The sequence below is a fragment of the Gillisia sp. JM1 genome (assembly GCF_000424645.1).
GTDB lineage: Bacteria > Bacteroidota > Bacteroidia > Flavobacteriales > Flavobacteriaceae > Gillisia.
The window spans coordinates 1,029,216-1,044,661 of record NZ_KE384218.1 but is presented as its reverse complement, the minus strand read 5'-3'; the positions used below and the strand labels follow the sequence as shown (position 1 = coordinate 1,044,661).

Below are 15,446 nucleotides of genomic sequence, written 5' to 3'. Positions count from 1 at the left end.
GTTAAAGATTTACTTCATAATCACTACCAGATCATCGGCAAAAACCATTCTGCCTTCTGGCAAGATCACTTTATCTATTTCTCCATCGGAATTCGCAGTGATGGTTGTTTCCATTTTCATAGCTTCAATAATGAATAAAGGCTCGTTCTTTTTTACTTTTTGACCCGCCTTCACCAATACAGATGCAAGGGATCCTTGAAGTGGAGCTCCAATTTCATGGTCGTCGCCTTTATCTTTTTTCTGATGAACAACCTTTTCTACTTTAATAGATTTATCCAGAATTTGAACTGCTCTGGTTTGTCCATTTACTTTAAAGAATATTTGAACCATTCCATCGCTATCTGCTTCACCTATAGATAAGAGTTGAATTAAAAGAGTTTTTCCTTTATCCATCTCTACTATAATCTCTTCGTAAATTTCCATTCCGTAAAAGAAGTTCTTGGTAGGTATGTCTATTACATTTCCATGATCTTTGTGATGATTATATGCATCTGTAAAGACTTTTGGATATAATTTATAAGATAAGAAATCTGTCATGTTAAGCTCTCGGCCCATCCCATCCTTGAAGGTTTCTTTAAATTCTGCCAATTCCTTATCAAAATCTATAGGTTCCAAATGAGCATTTGGCCTTTCTGTAAAAGCCTCTTCATCTTTTAAAACGATCTTCTGAATTTTATCAGGAAAGCCACCCACAGGCTGACCGAGACTTCCTCTGAAGAAACTCTTTACAGACTCTGGAAAAGATATATTTTCTCCGTTCTCCAACACATCATCTATAGTAAGATTATTGCTTACGAGATACTGAGCCATGTCTCCAACAACCTTGGAGCTAGGAGTTACTTTCACGATATCACCAAAAAGCTCATTAACTTCAGCATACATTTGAGTGATCTCATGAAATCTATTGCTAAGTCCTAAAGATTCTGCTTGTGGTTTTAGATTGGAATATTGCCCGCCAGGAATTTCGTGCTTATAAACAGCTGCCGAACCAGATTTTAGTCCGCTTTCAAATGGATAATAATAACTGCGAACTGCTTCCCAATAATTTGAGTATTCGTTCAGTTTATCCATATCAAAATCGTTCGCCCGATTTTGAAATTTCATCATCTCTACTATAGAGTTGAAATTAGGTTGTGAAGTTAAACCTGATAATCCACCTAAGGCTACATCCACAACATCTACCCCTGCTTCTATCGCTTTTAAATAGGTTGCTGCCTGAATAGAAGAAGTGTCATGCGTATGCAAATGAATAGGAATATTAATCCTAGATTTTAATGCCGAAATTAGTTCCTCTGCAGCATAAGGCTTTAAAAGTCCTGCCATATCTTTAATTCCTAAGATATGTGCTCCGGCATCTTCCATTTGCTTTGCCAATTGCACATAATACTCCAAGGTGTATTTGGTTCTGTTAGGATCTAGAATATCTCCTGTATAACAAATAGAGGCTTCTGCAAGTCCACCGGTATTCTTTCTAACATATTTTATACAAGGTTCAATAGATTTCATCCAGTTTAAAGAATCGAATATTCTAAAAACATCTACACCATTTTCCCAAGATTCTGTAACGAATTTTTCGATTAGATTGTCAGGATAAGCCGTATATCCAACTCCATTGGAACCTCTCAATAACATTTGCAACAAAACATTTGGCATTGCTTTTCTAAGCAATTGTAAACGTTCCCAAGGATTTTCTTTTAAATACCGAAGACAAACATCGAAGGTTGCGCCTCCCCATACTTCCATTGAAAAAACATTGGAATGGTTTTTTGCAAAACCTTCGGCAACCTTCATCATGTCATAGGTTCGCATTCTGGTTGCAAGTAAACTTTGATGCGCATCGCGCATTGTAGTATCTGTAAACTGAACCTTTCCTTGATGTCTTAGCCAACGCGAGAATTTATCAGGGCCCAGTTCTGTAAGTATATCTTTAGTTCCTTTTGGATACTCTCCAAATTCATCAAACTTAGGCACTTTAGGAATTAAGAACTTAGCTGAAGGATCCTTCACTTTTACATCGGGATTCCCATTAAGGGTCATATCTCCTAAAAAGCTAACAATTTTATTCGCTCTGTTTCGTGGCTCCTTTATTATGAACAGATCTGGATTCTTATTGATGAAATTAACCGTAACATTCCCTTCTCTAAAAGTAGAATGTGCAAGGATATTATCTAAAAACGCCATGTTTGTCTTCACCCCACGAATCCTAAACTCTGCCAAAGCACGTCTCATTTTTCTACAAGCACCATCTAAGGTTCTACTACTGGCAGAAACTTTCACTAACATAGAATCGAAAAATGGAGAAATAGTAACCCCTTGATAAACACTTCCAGCATCTAAGCGTATTCCAAAACCTGCGGCACTTCTGTAAGTAGTGATCGTACCATAATCTGGCTTAAAATCGTTTTCTGGATCCTCGGTAGTAATTCTACATTGCAGAGCAAAGCCATTGATTTTCAAACTTTCCTGATTCTCAATTTTAATTTGTTCATCAGATAATTTATAATCGCCAGCAATAAATATTTGGGCTTTTACTAGATCTATACCTGTAATAATTTCGGTTACAGTATGCTCTACCTGAATTCTTGGATTTACTTCTATAAAATAGATCTCTCCATCTTCCACCAGAAACTCTACGGTTCCAATATTATTATAGTTTACCGCCTTACAAATTGCGATGGCATAGTCATATAATTTATTTTTTGTTTCTGAATTTAAACCCAAGGAGGGAGCAAATTCAATCACTTTTTGATACCTACGCTGTACAGAACAATCTCTCTCAAACAGGTGCACCATATTTCCATGGTTATCTGCTACAATCTGAATCTCGATATGCTTTGGATTCTCAACGAATTTTTCTATAAAAACCGTATCATCTCCAAATGCATTACCCGCCTCTCGCTTAGATTCTGGAAATGCCTTTTTTAATTCATCTTCTTCTCTAATTACACGCATTCCACGTCCTCCACCTCCAGAAGCAGCCTTCAGCATAATAGGATAACCAATTATTTTTGCTTCTTCCAATGCAATTTCTACAGAATTAAGTTCCTTTTCGTTACTTTTTATAATAGGCACATTATTAGCAACGGCAACTTCTTTTGCCCTTACTTTATCTCCCAAAGATTTTAATACTGAAACCTTGGGCCCTATAAAAATGATATCGTTCTCTTCGCATTGTTTTGCGAATTCAGCATTTTCAGAAAGGAATCCGTAGCCGGGATGGATAGCATCTACATTATTTTTTTTAGCAACCTGAATGATCTTCTGAATATCCAAATAAGGCTTTAATGGATCGTTATCTTCTCCTATTTGGTAAGATTCATCGGCTTTGTAACGATGTAATGAGTATCTATCCTCAAAAGTGTATATTCCCACCGTTTTTAATCCTATTTCCGTACATGCACGAAAAATACGAATGGCTATCTCTCCTCTATTCGCTACTAAAACCTTTTTGATCTTCATTTTATAATTCTGGATTAAAAATTAAATAATATCTCAGTTCTGAAAGTTATTAAATAATATAGGTTCGCTGCAAACAGATTACAGAATTACAAGGAATTCTTAACAAAAAAAGCTACCCAGGTGGTAGCTTTTTAAATATTCTGAAAAATATAGCTGTTTAACAACTCGACTTCGCTCGATCTGAAACAAATTGTCATCCTGAGACCCATGATAAAAAAAATTATCTAGCGTAGGAAATTGATGTATGAAAGATGCTGAAACGAGTTCAGCATGACGGCAGTTAAAACAGTATCGTCACCCTGTCCCGAAACTTCGGGAGTTCAGGGTCTCTTATTCGGAGTAACTTTGAAAATAAGTCAATGGTAGCATAGCGAAGGATCTCAGCTAAGCAAGATTGCTCTATAATAGGGATACCTCATTGTATTCGGGATGACATTTTAGGGTTTTCTTAGATCTGAAAAGAGAAGTAGATAGACTGTTTATGATTCACATGGATAACTAGAGAGTTCTTACCTTGTAAATACCAATTCTGTATCGTTCTTTGTTTCCGCTTCGCTGAATTTATAGCCATCATAGTCAAATCCTTTCAATTCTTCTACTGAAGCTACTTCTTTATCCACAATATATCGCACCATAGAACCTCTAGCCTTTTTAGCAAAGAAGCTTACAATTTTAAGTTTCCCCTTGCTGAAATCTTTAAACACTGGAGTGATCAATTTGCCTTTTAATTTTTTACTGTCTACCGCTTTATAATATTCGTTGCTTGCTAAATTGATGAAAAGTTCTTCTTTTTCCATCTCCTTATTTAACGAATCTGTCACTTTCTTTTGCCAAACTTCATAAAGGTTCTTTTTGGAATAAAGGCCAAGATCGGTTCCCATTTCCAGTCTGTAAGGCTGGATAAGATCTAATGGTTTTAAAACTCCATACATCCCAGAAAGTATCCTTAATCTATCCTGAATAAAATCTATTTTCTCAACAGGTAAAGAATACGCGTCTAAACCTGTGTAGACATCACCATTAAAAGCATACATGGCGGGTCTTGAATTTTCTTTAGTATGTACCTCCTGAAAATCTTTGTATCTCCCGTAATTGAGCTCTGCCAGCTTGTCGCTAATATCCATGAGTTTAGAAACTTCATCTTTAGACATGCGAGACATTTTGCGGTTGATCTTGATTGCGGTATCTAAAAACTGAGGCTGTGTACCTCTTGTGGTAGGTAATTTGGTTTCAAAATCTAGACTTTTAGCCGGGGATAGAACAATTTTCATAAAGAGTTGATTTTTTTATTTCAAAGATAATTAATTCTAAATAACACTTTTATATTTTTAACCCTAGAAGGGTTTGGAACCCTTCTAGGGTTAAAGAAGTCACTCCAACAAAAAACTGTTTATTTCCTCTAAATTTTGTTTTCTGTTATGATAATGCTTAAAATTATCACGTCCATCAAAAAGATCCAAAACCTCATCCCTGCAAATCCTGGTATTATTCAAAGAAAGTATGCTTTTATAGGAACTCCAAGGATAATCTCGGAAATCTTCCTGTACTTTATGATGTTCCGAATTGTTGTGAATATAAAAAATCAACTTCCTAAAATATTCTTCAGATTCAATCTTTTTTCTTTTCAGGTTTTTTTTCAAAAAGACTTCCTGAATGTGTATACCGTTTGTTGATAGCCTGGGCATAAGCATTAAGAAAATGTGAAAACTATAGGGAAGCAGACAATTTTTTTGATTTTTCAACTGTTTGATAACTCAAATCGGAAATATTTATTTCCCCCGGTTCTTTTAAATAAATAAGGAAATGGAAATGGTTTTGAATAAACATCAGGCATAGGTTTTAGCTATGGGATGTATATACTTATAATATAAACTTAAAAAGTAACGATAATTTTCAGGCTCATAAAATATTGCATCCCTGTTATTGCCTCGATTAAAAATATGGTAGTAAGACCCTGGCAATAACAATTTCTTTTCCATAAGTATATGTTTAATACTTTAGCCCTATCGTTTAATGGTTATTGGCGCTACATAATAAATATAGGGATATAAATCATCATTGTTGATTTTAACCCTTTAAGGGTTCTTTGAAGGGTTAAATGAAGGGTTTTTTTGCTTGAGGGATTGAGGCGTTGTTGGAGCTCTCCCGATTTTTATCGGGAAGCGACCGCCGAAAGCCCGACCCCATTTTTATGGGGGCACGCCCTAAGAATCCATATAATCCTTCTGATTTATAGAATATTTACGCCATTTCTCGATACATTCCTGTATGTCTTGTGGAACTTCTGAATCGAAACTCATCCATTCCTTAGTCTCGGGGTGAGTAAACCCAAGAGTTTTAGCATGTAATGCCTGTCGTGGAAGCACTTTAAAACAATTGTCTACAAATTGTTTGTATTTAGTAAAAGTGGTCCCTTTTAGGATCTTTTCTCCGCCATAACGCTCATCGTTGAACAAGGTGTGTCCAATATGTTTCATATGTACTCTTATCTGGTGAGTTCTTCCGGTTTCCAACTTACAGGAAACTAAAGTTACATATCCAAAACGCTCCAAAACCTTAAAGTGAGTTACCGCAGGTTTCCCTTGCTCCTCATCATCGTTCATATATACGGTATTCTGCAATCTATTTTTTGGATGTCTTCCTATATTTCCTTCAATTTTTCCTTCATCTTCCTCAACATTTCCCCAAACTAAAGCGATATATTCCCGAGAACTGGTCTTTTTAAAAAACTGTTTGGAAAGGTGGGTCATAGCAGTTTCGGTCTTAGCAATCACTAACAATCCACTGGTGTCCTTATCTATCCTATGCACCAAACCCGGCCGTTCGCTGCTGTTATTTAGTAAATTATCTATATGAAAAATAAGGGCGTTAATAAGTGTACCACTATAATTTCCATGCCCAGGATGCACTACCATTCCTGCCGGTTTATTGATCACCATTAGAGAATCATCCTCATAAACTATGTTTAGCGGAATATCCTCTGGAGTAAGTAAAAACTCATAAGGTGGATGTTCGAACATTACCTGCACCACATCTCCAGGTTTCACCTTGTAATTAGATTTTACTGGTGTAGTATTTACATATATATTACCATCTTTGGCTGCTTTCTGAATTTTACTCCTAGTAGCATTTTCAATATAGTTCATAAGGTACTTATCTACCCTAAGTGGCTGCTGCCCTTTATCTGCAGTGAATTTATGGTGTTCGTAAAGATCGTCGTCTTGAGTATCTTCCAGTTCTGGACCTATTAATTTAGAATTCGTCATTGTTTTCATTATCATTATCGATACCATCTTCATCGATGCTATCATCTTCATTTAAGTCTCCATTGTATCTACCAGAACCATCTCCTAAAACCAAATCTATTTTGGCAGTTTTCATAAGTTCGTCCCCTGCTTCCACTAGTTTTCCTTTGTGTCTCAATTCCAAAACCGCATCTGGGGCGATATCTGGTTTGTAAGTTATAGAACCAATCTCGAAGCCTAGAGATCTCAAAGTAGGCTCTACTTGCCTTCTTGTTCTTCGTATAAGATCTGGAACCATAACTTTTCCATAGCCAGAAGGGTTTAAGGTTAGGTATATTTTCCTGTTTTCTTTCACGAATCTTCCAGGTTGTGGCACTTGGTCTATCACAGAGTATTTAGGATACTCTGGATTAAAATTGGCTGAATCTAAAATTTCATATCGAAGATCCAACTCATCCAAAGTGATCTCTACCCTACCCAAAGACAGTTTTGCCAAATCTGGAACTTTAATACGTTCATCCTGATTTGTGGAATGATCTAACCATTGCATGGTTAGAAAAGCTAGCACTACAAGTGCTACAATTGCTAAACCTATTTGAATTAAAAAGGTTTTGCTGAAGATAAATTTAAGTAGGCTCATAAATTATTTATAATAGGCAAAGATATAAAAACGTAGGGGTTTTGGTAGCACCCACTATTAGTCATATTTTTGTTAACGTAAATTAAAGCTGTTTATTTAATATGAAGAAAAGAATTGCCATCGCCATGGGAGGGTATTCCAGTGAATACAGGATTTCCATTAATAGCGGAAACGTAGTTTATAAAAACTTAGACCGTTCTATTTATGAGCCTTATAGAGTTCATATCATGCAAAATGAGTGGTTTGTAGTGGCAGATGATGATACTCCATACCCAATAAACAAAAGCGATTTTACGGTAAAGATTAAAGACAAGAAAATCCAATTCGATTGTGTTTTTAACACCATTCATGGAACGCCAGGTGAAAACGGACTCTTGCAAGCTTATCTGGATCTCGTAGGAATTCCACAAACCTCCTGCGGATTTTATCAGGCAGCGCTTACATTTAATAAAAGAGATCTTATAAGTGTTTTAAAACCTTACGGAATTAAAACTGCATTGAATTATTTCCTGAATCAGGGAGACGAAGTTGAAGTTGAAGAGATCATAAACAAAGTTGGATTACCATGCTTTGTAAAAGCTAATAAGGCAGGTAGTAGTTTTGGAATCACGAAGGTAAAAGCTGCTGAAGACCTCGAACAAGCCGTTAAAATTGCGCTTAAGGAGGATGACGAAGTGATTATTGAATCGTTTTTAGATGGAACTGAAGTTTCTGTGGGTGTAATCATGTATAAAGGAAAGATTTTAGCATTGCCAGTCACCGAGATTGTTTCTGAAAATGAATTTTTCGATTATGAAGCTAAATATTTAGGTAAGTCTGAAGAGATAACCCCTGCTAGGATTTCTAAAGAACAAACTAAAAAAGTGCAAAATCTGGCTAAATTGATATACTCTAAATTAAAAATGAAAGGATTTACGCGTTCAGAATTTATCTTTCATAACGACGAACCTCATTTTATAGAGATGAATACTACACCGGGGCTCAGCGAAGCTAGTATTTTACCTCAACAAGCCGAAAAAGCGGAGATCAGTTTACCACAGCTTTTTGGAAGCGCTATAGAAGCTGCCTTAAAGGTTCATTAATTCTGAACTTAGCGTAATTAGCTATATTTGTTCTACATCACAAACAAAACTTCATGAAAAGAGCAGTTTTCCCAGGGTCTTTTGATCCCATAACTTTAGGTCATGTAGATATCTTGGAACGGTCACTACCACTTTTTGATGAAATTATTCTTGCAATTGGAACCAATTCCGATAAAAAATATATGTTCTCTTTAGAAGATAGAGTTCGGTTTTTAGAAGAAACTTTTAAAAATGAACCTAAAATAAAAGTGATGACCTATAAAGGTCTTACTGTGGATTTCTGTAAAAAGGAAAATGCGGCGTTTATTCTTAGAGGATTAAGAAACTCTATTGACCTAGAATTCGAAAAAACCATAGGTCAAACCAATTATAAAATGTCTGGGATAGAAACCGTTTTCTTGATCTCTTCTTCCGGGAAAGGGCATATTTCTTCTAGTGTAGTACGAGATGTTCGAAAGAACGGTGGTGATTTTTCTTTTATGGTGCCTGAGGTGGTTAAATAGAAAAGTCTCTAGGGTAGAACATTGTCATTCTGAAAGAAGGGAAACGGATTGAAGAGTCTATTCTATGTGATATTATTAGGTCAACATCGAAGAATCTCATTATCACGAAGACTTCTATTCTGGGTAGTTATGATAATGAGAATAGTCGCTCCCTTCCCTTAGGGAAGGGCTGGGGATGGGATGAGTTTATATGAGATTCCTCCTGCCGTCGGAATGACAAAACAGAAACCATTCATGAATTCGTGGCAATTGAGAATTCTTAAACAGAGATTCCTCCTGTCGTCGGAATGACAAATCAGAAACCATTCGTGAATTCGTGGCAATTGAGAATTCTTAAACAGAGATTCCTCCTGTCGTCGGAATGACAAATTACTGTCATCCTGAGCCTGTCGAAGGATCTCAGTTATACAATATTCATTAGAACACATAGTTCAATCCAACACCTACAAAGTAATTCCTTGGATTTCCCGGATAATAATATCGCGGAGCTGAATTTCCAAACCCGACTGCATTTGGCAATACACTAGAAGCATATTTTTCATCTAATACATTATTGATCCCAGCAGAAATATTTGATTCTAAATTTTTAAATATTTTAAAATCATACCTAGCTTTTATATCCAATACCTGATAATTTTCTGTGCTTAATGAATTTGCATCATTCAATAGTATTTCTCCGACAGCTAAAAGATTGGTGTAAAACGAAAAGTTCCTTCCATAATTTAATTCAAAGCCTGTATTTAAAGTGCTTTTTGGAACTCCAGGCAAAGTGTTTCCGCTAAAATCTATATCTCGATTCGTAAATTCTTCAAATTCAAAATAATTTAAAGCAGTATTGAAGTAAGATTGAATTCCAATTTTAGAGGACAAATCAAAATTATATCTAATAGTAGTTTCAATTCCGTTATGATTTGTCTTCCCTGCATTGATCCCTACATATTGATCTTCCGAGATTCTTTGAGCCACCAACAAATTTTCTATCTGAATAGAATACAAAGCAACTTCTGTATATAATTTATTATTAAACCAATTGCCTTTAAAACCTACTTCATAGTTTATTCCAGTCTCCGGTTTTAAATCGGTATTTATTTGTCCTTCTGGGGTTAAGGTTTCTTCAACTGTTGGAGTTGAAAACCCATGACTAATAGAAGTATATAAATTTTTTCCTTTTTCAATTTCATAAGACAAGCCTATTCTTGGTGAGAATACCGTTTTAAATCTATAATCTCCCGACTGATCTATTTCATCTTGAACAAAAAGATCTTTTAAGCTATAAATAGTAGTATTCACATTGAAACCCGTTTCCAGATTTAACTTCTTAGAAAGTTCCAAATTTAGCTGGCCAAAGAAATTAGCATAACTCCTGTCTTGCTCATTATTACTCAAAATATTTCCTAACACGCTGCCACGATCTTCAAAATCCTGATATAAATTCTCAAAGGTTTGCATATTATACCACTCTTTGTAATACTCGGCACCAAAGCTTAATTCTGAAGCTAGCTCAAAAATATCCACTTTTAGATTAAATCTGGTTCTAGCTCCGGTGGCCACTCGTTCTTCTTTTAAAATATTGAAAGGTCTCGGCTCATATGCATCTCGAAAATTCACAAAGAGGTTGGTTAGATTTGTAAGACTGTTAGATAAGTGGTGCAAATAGGAGATCCCAAGCAATCCTCTCTCATAAGACTCAAATCCTTTTGAACTTCCCCATGTAAAAGCAGCTTTTTCAGGGTCATTCAAATAATCATTTTCATTTATGGAACTCGGTATAAATGCTTTTAGTTTTGTAAAATTCCCGAGAAAGGAAAGCTTGTTTCCATTTTCAGTAAAAACGTTGGCATTAATTAATCCTGATTGTCTTTTATAAGAGCCATTTTCCCTGTAACCATCACTTTCCAGATCACTGAAACTGGCAAATAAGGAAGTATTCTCTGTTCCATGAGATGCGGAGATCGTTTTTTTATTAGTATCAAAACTACCTACTTGTGAAGAAATTCCAATTTGGGTTTTATTTATTTCAGCATTACCAGCATACATATTAATTACTCCGCCCAATCCAGCTCCATATATACTCGAGGTAGGACCTTTAATAATTTCAATCTTAGAAATAGCTTCAGCATCAAAATCATCTATTGTTAACGCTCCTTCTCCAGTAGTTAAAGGAATCCCATTAAAATAAGCCTGAATTCTATTGGTGCTATATTGCGAGCGTGCACCAATTCCCCGAATATTTAATTTGGTTGTATTCAATGCTCCTTGATTTACATAAACTCCGGGAACGGTATTGAAGACTTGAGCGAAGTTGAAATCATCTTTTTTCTGAAGATCCCCACTAGTTAAAATACTTATTGCAGCTGGCGTACTCTGTAATGTTTTTGAAATAAGAGCTCCATTTACAATTACTTCGGAAAGATTTTCTCTTGCCGGAATTAATGAAATTGTCAATACCGAATCAGACACTCCTTCATATTTAGCAGAAAGATATCCCAACGCTGAAATCTTCAACGAGATACTAATATTTTGAATTTCTATTTCAAAGTTCCCATTCGAATCAGAAAAAACAGCAACTTCAGAAACACTTTCAAAAATCTTTGCGTTTTCGATTGGTTCTGACGTTGTGGCGTCAACTATTTTACCTTTTACCACTTGTGCTGAAGCATCAGCAATACTAAATAGTAAGATTACAACAAAAATAAATTTCTTCAATAGTAGGTGTTTTATTCTGCAGAAACTTTCCAGATCACATTAGAGTCATCATCATTTACCAATAAAGAACCATCAGGCAGCGTAGTTACGCCAACAGGTCTTCCATGTACTTCTCCCGTTTCTTCATTCGCTATAAATCCTGTTAAGAAATCCTCTGGTGCTTGTGGCTGCCCGTCTACAAATGGTACAAAAACAACTTTATATCCAGATAAGGGATCGCGGTTCCATGAACCATGTTGACCTACAAAAGCTCCATTCTTAAATTTTTCAGGAAAAGCATCCTGCGTATAGAATGTAAACCCTAGAGATGCAGTATGTGGACCTACAGAAACATCTGGCATAATAGATTTTTCTACTAAATCATTATGCGGATTATCTTCCCATCGAGGATCTTTAATTTGTCCATAATAAGAATATGGCCATCCATACCATCCTCCTTTTTTTACACTTGTAATATAATCTGGCACTAAGTTGTTACCTAATTTATCTCTTTCATTAACCGCAGTCCACAGTTCTCCGGTAACTGGATTCCAATCCATCCCTACTGGATTTCTAATTCCGCTGGCATAAACCTGCTCTCCAGAACCGTCAGGATTAATTTCTAATATCCCTGCTCTTCGTAATTCTTTATCCATTCCATATTCTCCAACATTACTCGCAGAACCTACAGAGATATAAATTTTACTGCCATCTTCATTTGCTAGCAAGTTTCTTGTCCAGTGATTATTATACCCTCCAGCCGGAAGATCTACAATTTTCTCACCTTCAGATTCTAGCTTTAGATCTCCTTCTTTGTAGGGAAATCGATATAGCCCATCGGTATTGGCAATATAAAAATAGTCACCTAAAGCCAACATCCCAAAAGGCTGATTTAATCCCTCTTTAAAAGCACCGCGATGTTCAAAAATGCCATCTTCATCTTGATCTCTTAAAATAGTAACCCTATTAGCACTATTTCTTGTATTAGACTCTACAACAAAAACATCCTTATTTGGTGCTACATAAGTCCAACGTGGATGTTCAAATCCATCTGCAAATATTTCTACTTTAAAACCTTCTGGCGCTTTTGGCATTTCTCCTTCTTTCCATCCAACAACTTTACTTACTTTTTGGATAGACTTAGAATGAAATGGTGCCGGGATCTCTAACTTCCCAACGGCAGTTTCAACTATATTTGCAGGACGCTGTGACAACTCCTGTTTCTCTTCCTCATTAAATTCCTTTACTCCTACTCCTTTCGTTTGTGCACAGGAAGTTAAAGCAACCCCAGTAAGTAGCAAACTAAACGTAATATTTCTCATAGCTTTTTAATTAAAAATTAAAAATAGGCTATAATTTAAATGCATTAAAATATTATGTGAGCATTAGGTTTACTTTAACTACTTTCAAAAAAATAAGCTCCAATATATTAGTTTTGGCTACCGTTGCAGTTTTAACTAAGTTTATAGCGTAAAATGGATTATTTCTTATGAAGAAAATTTTTATAGCCTCTCTATTAGCATGTGTTTTTATTTCGTGTGATCTTTCTAAATATAAGCTAGTCAAGGAGTATGATTTTGAAACAGTTTTCGAAAAATCAGATGGAACACAAACCCCTACTTATCCAGAAATTATAAACTATTATAAGGAATTAGATGATGCCTATATATCTATCCAGTTGATGGAATTCGGAAAAACCGATAGTGGTGAACCTTTGCACTTAGCAATTTTTAACCCTTCTGAAAATTTCAATCTAGATGAAGTTAGAGAAAAATATACCATAATTCTTATCAATAATGGAATCCATCCCGGGGAGAGCGACGGCATAGATGCCACTATGATGCTATTTAGAGACCTGGCACAAGATTCTATTCCGGTACCTAAAAACACCATAATTGCAACTATTCCTGTTTATAATATTGGCGGTGCACTCAATAGAAATTCCAAAACGAGAGTAAATCAAAATGGACCTGAAGAATATGGCTTTAGAGGGAATGCCCGTAATTTCGATCTTAATCGTGACTTTATAAAAGCCGACACAAAAAATACCAGAAGTTTTTCTGAGATCTTTCATAATGTGAAACCAGATGTTTTTGTAGATACTCATGTAAGTAATGGTGCAGATTATCAATATACCCTCTCCCATCTTTTTACACAACATAATAAACTTGGCGGAGAATTAGGAGATTATCTTAATGACAAAATGATGCCTTCTTTGCAGGCCGCCTTATGGGAAAATGAATGGGATATTACGCCTTATGTAAATGTTCATAACGATGTGCCGGAAAAAGGATTTGTGCAGTTTATGGATACTCCAAGATATTCTACTGGCTACGCAGCCTTATGGAACACTCTAGGACTAATGATAGAAACTCACATGCTTAAGCCATACAAAAAGAGAGTTATGGGTACTTATAGAACCTTAAGATCTATTATAGATATTGCTGAAAGAGATAGGGAAAAAATCAAAGATCTTAGAGCCAGAGCACAGAGAAAATATTTAACAGAGCGTTTCTATCCTGTAAACTTTAAAGTTGATAGCACAAATATTAGCAAGCTTCAATTTAAAGGATACGAAGGAGAAGAAATTACCAGTGAGGTTACCGGAAGTCCTAGGTTGAAATATGATAGAACAAAGCCTTTCAAAAAAGAAATAGACTATTATAATAATTTCGTTTCTCAAGACCAGATTGAAATTCCAAGGGCATATGTTATTCCCCAAGGCTGGTGGAATGTTATAGATATTTTGAAAACCAATAATGTGGAAATGACCGCATTTAAAAAAGACACTACTATCTTGGTGGAGGTCTATAATATTGAAGATTATAAAACATCTTCAAATCCTTATGAAGGACATTATCCTCATTATGATACTAAGATAACATCCACAAAAGACAGTATTAATTTCAGAAAAGGGGATTTCTATATAAAAAGCTTTCAGCCCTCTGTTCGCTATTTACTGGAAACACTGGAGCCAACTACTCCAGATTCGTTTTTTAATTGGAACTTTTTCGATACCATTCTTGAGCAAAAAGAAGGATTTTCACCATATGTTTTCGAAGATCTCGCGAAAGAACTACTAGATAAAGACCCTGCTTTAAATGATCAATTTCAGAAAAAAAAGAGATCTGACTCGAAGTTTTCAAAAGATTCTTATGCCCAATTGGACTGGTTGCACGAAAAATCAGAGCATAAGGAAAAAGCCTATTTACGCTACCCTGTCTTTAGGGTGAGTCGTTAAATATTCTTTAGGGAATAATAATTTAATGTTTGCATAAGATTTTGTCAGTGCTTTTTGAGTCTTAGCAAAATTCTTCCATTTTGCTTTTTTGATCCCTTCAGAATGCTGGGGGACTAATACGCCAGTAAATGAAGTTTTCATCTCATACCAATGGGTCACCTTTAACCTATATTTTTCTTTACGTTTGAAAATATGATAGGTTTTTCTAATGAATCTCACAATTTCAAGATCCTGAACACCGGTTTCCTCCTCCACTTCTCTTATAGCAGATTCTTCTAAACTTTCAGATTTTTCGGTCTTCCCTTTTGGTAAGTCCCATCGCTTATTACGGTAAATAAATAAGATCTCTCTATTTTCATTAAAAACCATTCCGCCAGCAGCAGTAACAACAGGAAGTTTTTTTAGAAGATGCTTAAAAAGCTTTTCTTCATTTTTATGATAAAGATTTACATATAATAATTCTCCATCATTTATTTTCTGAATAATTTGCTTCAGCTTAACCGTTTTAATAGGAAAGGCACTGTACTTTTCACCTATTTCTTTCTTAGTTGAAAGAATAATAGGGATATCATTTACAAAAACTTTATACAT

The 15,446-nt window shown here is 35.4% G+C and carries 10 protein-coding genes; 3 read left to right on the top strand and 7 right to left on the bottom strand.

What is annotated here, in order from left to right; all coding sequences use genetic code 11:
* Positions 1–9: 9 nt before the first annotated feature.
* The 4 genes from H033_RS0108000 to H033_RS0107980 all read right to left on the bottom strand — a co-directional run bounded on the left by H033_RS0108000 (position 10) and on the right by H033_RS0107980 (position 7,344).
* On the bottom strand, positions 10–3,459 hold the full coding sequence (locus H033_RS0108000) for a pyruvate carboxylase (protein WP_026837838.1): 3,450 nt from the start codon (positions 3,457–3,459) through the stop codon (positions 10–12).
* A 509-nt stretch (positions 3,460–3,968) separates the two neighbouring features.
* On the bottom strand, positions 3,969–4,730 hold the full coding sequence (gene yaaA, locus H033_RS0107995; RefSeq protein ID WP_026837837.1) for a peroxide stress protein YaaA: 762 nt from the start codon (positions 4,728–4,730) through the stop codon (positions 3,969–3,971).
* Between the two features lie 933 nt (positions 4,731–5,663).
* Positions 5,664–6,725 carry an RluA family pseudouridine synthase gene (locus H033_RS0107985; RefSeq protein ID WP_026837836.1) on the bottom strand — a complete coding sequence of 354 codons (1,062 nt, stop codon included), beginning with the start codon at positions 6,723–6,725 and terminating at the stop codon, positions 5,664–5,666.
* The gene (locus tag H033_RS0107980) at positions 6,712–7,344 is read right to left on the bottom strand and encodes a PASTA domain-containing protein (RefSeq protein ID WP_026837835.1); all 633 of its coding nucleotides are present in this window, start codon (positions 7,342–7,344) and stop codon (positions 6,712–6,714) included. The genes H033_RS0107985 and H033_RS0107980 overlap by 14 nt, the downstream gene beginning before the upstream one ends.
* A 101-nt stretch (positions 7,345–7,445) precedes the next feature.
* Here H033_RS0107980 and H033_RS0107975 point away from each other — a divergent pair, with 101 nt between their 5' ends.
* The gene (locus H033_RS0107975) at positions 7,446–8,426 is read left to right on the top strand and encodes a D-alanine--D-alanine ligase (protein WP_026837834.1); all 981 of its coding nucleotides are present in this window, start codon (positions 7,446–7,448) and stop codon (positions 8,424–8,426) included.
* Positions 8,427–8,479: 53 nt separating this feature from the next.
* Positions 8,480–8,929: a pantetheine-phosphate adenylyltransferase gene (gene coaD, locus H033_RS0107970; protein WP_026837833.1), complete on the top strand. Its 450-nt coding sequence runs from the start codon at positions 8,480–8,482 to the stop codon at positions 8,927–8,929.
* A 417-nt stretch (positions 8,930–9,346) separates the two neighbouring features.
* On the opposite strand, the gene H033_RS0107965 is transcribed toward coaD, so the two are convergent.
* Both H033_RS0107965 and H033_RS0107960 read right to left on the bottom strand, forming a co-directional pair.
* Positions 9,347–11,635: a TonB-dependent receptor gene (locus tag H033_RS0107965; RefSeq protein ID WP_026837832.1), complete on the bottom strand. Its 2,289-nt coding sequence runs from the start codon at positions 11,633–11,635 to the stop codon at positions 9,347–9,349.
* Positions 11,636–11,646: 11 nt separating this feature from the next.
* A complete protein-coding gene (locus H033_RS0107960) occupies positions 11,647–12,936 on the bottom strand; it encodes a PQQ-dependent sugar dehydrogenase (RefSeq protein ID WP_026837831.1) in 1,290 nt (429 codons plus the stop codon).
* 167 nt (positions 12,937–13,103) lie between these two features.
* Between H033_RS0107960 and H033_RS0107955 the strand changes: the two genes are divergently transcribed.
* Entirely contained in the window at positions 13,104–14,855 is a 1,752-nt protein-coding gene (locus H033_RS0107955; RefSeq protein WP_026837830.1) for a M14 family metallopeptidase, read from the top strand.
* Here the strand turns inward: H033_RS0107955 and H033_RS0107950 are convergent.
* Positions 14,823–15,446, bottom strand: a complete 624-nt coding sequence (locus H033_RS0107950; protein WP_026837829.1) for an NUDIX hydrolase — start codon at positions 15,444–15,446, stop codon at positions 14,823–14,825. The genes H033_RS0107955 and H033_RS0107950 overlap by 33 nt on opposite strands.

Excerpts from the sequence above, each read along its gene's own strand:
- H033_RS0107975 (WP_026837834.1), top strand. The coding sequence starts at position 7,446 with ATGAAGAAAAGAATTGCCATCGCCATGGGAGGGTATTCCAGTGAATAC.
- coaD (WP_026837833.1), top strand. The coding sequence starts at position 8,480 with ATGAAAAGAGCAGTTTTCCCAGGGTCTTTTGATCCCATAACTTTAGGT.
- H033_RS0108000 (WP_026837838.1), bottom strand. The coding sequence starts at position 3,459 with ATGAAGATCAAAAAGGTTTTAGTAGCGAATAGAGGAGAGATAGCCATT.
- H033_RS0107950 (WP_026837829.1), bottom strand. The coding sequence starts at position 15,446 with ATGTATAAAGTTTTTGTAAATGATATCCCTATTATTCTTTCAACTAAG.
- yaaA (WP_026837837.1), bottom strand. The coding sequence starts at position 4,730 with ATGAAAATTGTTCTATCCCCGGCTAAAAGTCTAGATTTTGAAACCAAA.
- H033_RS0107980 (WP_026837835.1), bottom strand. The coding sequence starts at position 7,344 with ATGAGCCTACTTAAATTTATCTTCAGCAAAACCTTTTTAATTCAAATA.
- H033_RS0107985 (WP_026837836.1), bottom strand. The coding sequence starts at position 6,725 with ATGACGAATTCTAAATTAATAGGTCCAGAACTGGAAGATACTCAAGAC.
- H033_RS0107955 (WP_026837830.1), top strand. The coding sequence starts at position 13,104 with ATGAAGAAAATTTTTATAGCCTCTCTATTAGCATGTGTTTTTATTTCG.
- H033_RS0107960 (WP_026837831.1), bottom strand. The coding sequence starts at position 12,936 with ATGAGAAATATTACGTTTAGTTTGCTACTTACTGGGGTTGCTTTAACT.